Source organism: Rhodococcus sp. (in: high G+C Gram-positive bacteria) (genome assembly GCF_049591685.1).
In the GTDB taxonomy this organism is placed as follows: Bacteria; Actinomycetota; Actinomycetes; order Mycobacteriales; family Mycobacteriaceae; genus Rhodococcoides.
Genome location: NZ_JBAWFH010000151.1, coordinates 1 through 3,942 on the forward strand (window position 1 = coordinate 1; position 3,942 = coordinate 3,942).

The following is a 3,942-nucleotide window of genomic DNA, read 5'->3' on the forward strand; positions in this document are numbered from 1 at the left end:
GATCGGACGCCTACGAATTCATCGAGGTGTACAACGCGACGAGCGAAGCCGTCGACTTCAGCGACTACACGCTCAAGTACCTGTACCCCCTCGCCGACCTCACGAACTCGGCGACCGCACTCTGGCCGTCGACGAACCGCAACGCATCGATCGCCGCCGGAGGCACGGTCGTCTTCTGGATCAAGAACGGTGCCAACGATGCGCTGACCGCCGACGACTTCAACACCCACTTCGGCAGCGCTCTTGTCGCCGACACCACCCTGTTCGAGATCGACTCGGCGGGCATGGCCAACAGCGCGGCGCGCGGACTCGAAATCGTTACCAACACGGGCTTCAGCGTCAACCGCGCGTATTACAACCTGGGTGGCGTCGACGACACCACCGCAGACATGCCGGTCCAGTACGCGGTCAACCCGGCAGATCTCACGCTGCAGACCAAGTTCGGCACTGCGGTCGCCACCCCCGGTGCGGTGTACCCCGAACAGGTCGACGCCGGTCTCATGATCGTGGCCGAAGATGTTGTGGCACCTCAGATCACCGACAACACCGCCGCAGAGATCGCGCCCGGTGAAGACTTCGCGATGTCGTTCATCGCCACCGACAACGTGCAGGTCAAGACCCTCACACTCGCGGTGCGCAGCAACCTCGAAGAGAACTTCACCACCGTCGACCTGCTCGCAGCCGGTGACGATTACGCCTACGCCATCAACGCCGTAGACCTCACGGGCAAGAAGTGGTTCGAGTACGTCGTCACGGCCCGCGATGGCGCGAACACAGTGTCGACGGACGTGCGCCGCGTGCCGGTGGCGGGAGTCGACGCGGCAGCGCTGCGACTCAATCTCGAAGACGGTGCGTGGGTTGCGGGCTCGGTCGATGTGGTGGCCGGCACCGACCAGCATCCATCGAACGTCGAACTGCGTATCGATGACGTCGCGGTAGACACCGTCGACCAACTCGAAACCAAGCCCGTCTTCGCCTTCGAGGCGAGCGGTGTCGACACGTTCTTCCGCAACGGAGTGCGAATCGGCGACGACGTCTTGCGTATCTTCGACGACGGTATCTACTCGGGCTGGGAGACGATCTCAACACCGGTGCCGCTGTCGTACTTCGCAGGCGTGGACACGGTGACGCTGAGCGTCTGGGCCGGCACGAAAGCCGCGCCCGAGATCGACCTCAACGAGAACAACGACGATTTCACCATCCGAAACCTGCGCCTGCTGCTGCCCGACGGCCGCTCACTCGCACCCGCGGGCTATACCGACCCGACCGCGGTACTCGCGATGGGTGACAGTGCTGGCAAGTTCGATTTCTACGACGCGGAGTTCACGGTTCCGGCAGACGCGAACACCGCGGCAGGATACACCTGGGACACCACATCGGCTGCTGATGGTGCACACGTCGTGACTGCATCGGTGGCAGAGCTCGAAGCGGCAGCATCCGTGCTGGTAGACAACACCGCCCCGACGATCGTGACCGACCTCGTCGACGGCACCCGCTACCAGGGTGAATTCGTGATCGACGGAGCGGCCACCGACGACGGTTCGGGGCTCGCAGAGATGACCGCAACGCTCGACGGCAAGCAGATCGAGCTGCCGTTCGCGACGTCATCGATCTCGCTGAGCGATGGCGACCACGCGGTGGTCTTCTCAGCGACGGATGCTGTTGGCAACGTCGCTGCAGTGACAGTCGCCTTCACCACTCCGGTCGAAGAACCCGGCAACGAGCTGATCACGCCTGAAGACGGTGCGCTCGCAATCGAAGGCGAAGACATCACCCTCACCGCTCGTGCGACCGACCCGACTGACGACACGCTCACGGTCACGTTCGCCGAGGCATACCGCCTCGAGCTGGGCGACGATATCGCTGCGACCACGGGAGCGGTCACCACCGCTGACACCGTCGAACGCAGCGAGGGACGCGCGCTGACGGAAGAAGAGGTCGAGCAGATCGGCAGACTCGACGAGGCGTCGTTGAGCGAGGCGAGTGATACCGCGTTCCCGTACCAGATGTTCGACGTCGCCGTGCCCGCTGAGGCGGGGGCCGACGCTCGCGTGCGCCTGCGCTGGGACGGCTCGGCGAACGCCGAAGCCAAGGTGCTGCTGTACGCGCTGGGCGTCGATGGCACGTGGCATGAACTCGACCGGGCGCTCACGACCGACGGTGCTGAGACCTCATTCACGCTCGGCGCGCTCGTGGGTGCGGCAGAGTACGTCGCAGACGGCGTCGTGCGCGTGCTGGTGCAGCACTCCGAGGGATTCGCAGGCACCGACCTGTCGACTCGTGACAGCGTCGTTGAGCCGAACAACGTCGAAGACACCCCGCGGTCGCAGTACGACTTCACGCTCGCGTGGGAATCCGACACGCAGTACTACAACGAGGAGTTCCACCAGCACCAGACAGCGATCCACGATTACCTGCTGGCGGAACGTGCCGATCTCAACCTGCAGTATCTCTTTCACACCGGCGACATCGTCGACGACTACGACCAGCTGTGGCAGTGGGACTTCGCGGTGCCCGAGTACGACAAGCTCGACGCCGCGGGATTGCCCTACGGCGTGCTCGCCGGAAACCACGACGTCGGTCACAAAGAGATCGACTACACCAACTACGGCACCTTCTTCGGTGACGAGCGGTTCGCAGGCAACCCGTGGTTCGGCGGCAGCTACGACAACAACCGGGGGCACTACGACCTCATGACCGTCGGCGGCATCGACTTCTTGATGCTCTACGTCGGCTGGGGACCGGGCGACGCAGAAATCGCGTGGATGAACGAGGTGCTCGCGCAGTACCCCGAGCGCGTTGCGATGATCAACCTGCACGAGTACATGCTCACGACCGGTGGCTTGGGACCCATCCCGCAGCAGATCTATGACGAGGTCGTGGCGACCAACTCGAACGTTCGCACGGTGTTCTCGGGCCACTACCACGACGCGTTCACCCGCATCGATGCGTTCGATGACGACGGCGACGGTGTCGACGACCGCCAGGTGCACCAGATTCTGTTCGACTACCAGGGTCTGCCCGAAGGCGGTCAGGGGTACCTGCGCCTGATGCACTTCGACAGCGTGGGCGGCCAGGTCATCTTCCGCACCTACACGCCGTCATACGACGACTACAACTCCGACGACCCGTCGCTCGAGATCGAGCACCAGGACTTCACGATCGCCTACGAGGCGCTCGGCATCGTTCCGCAGCAGAAGGTGCTGTCCACCGATGCGTTCACCGCAGAGGTGCTGACCGAGACCGCAATCGACACGCTGACCGACGTGGCGAGTGGCAGTGAAGTGAGCACGACCTGGCAGCCGGACCTCGGCACGCATGGCTGGTACGTCACGTCGGTTGACCCGTACGGCGCCACCGCAGACTCTGAGGTGCGCGTGGTCGTCGTGCAGGAGGTTGGCGACGGTGATGGTTCCGGCGACGGTGGCGATGGCGATGGTTCAGGCGATGGCGGCGGAGACGGTGACGGTTCCGGCGACGGTGACGGTTCCGGCGACGGCGGCGACGGGGACGGTGATGGTTCAGGCGGCGATGGCGATGCCGACGGCCGTCCGGCCATCCCCTCGACGCCCGTAAGCCTCGACGACCTCGACCCCGCGCTCGAAGGCCTCATCTCGACCTCATCCACGCTGCGCGTGGGTGACCCCTTCACCGTGCAGGTCGGCGCGCAGCACCGGGGAACGTGGGTGCAGCTCTGGTTGCACTCCACGCCGACGGCGCTCGGCACATGGACCCAGGTCGCTTCAGACGGCACCGTGACCGGCATTGTGCCCGCATCGATCGTCGCAGGCAGCCACACGCTTGTCGTGCAGAACGAAGCCGGCGTGATCGGGTGGATGGCGGTCACCGTCGACGGCGCGGCGACCGAGGCGCCGGTCACCGAGATCCCGGCAACCGGCGGCGGCTCCGTCGACGCGTTGCCCGCGACCGGCAGTGACACGG

The 3,942-nt window shown here is 64.9% G+C and carries 1 protein-coding gene; it reads left to right on the forward strand.

The genetic code is table 11. The features are described from left to right. Positions 1-3,942 (forward strand): hypothetical protein (locus WBQ44_RS06445; RefSeq protein ID WP_495565895.1); only part of this gene is annotated, 3,942 nt, incomplete at both ends.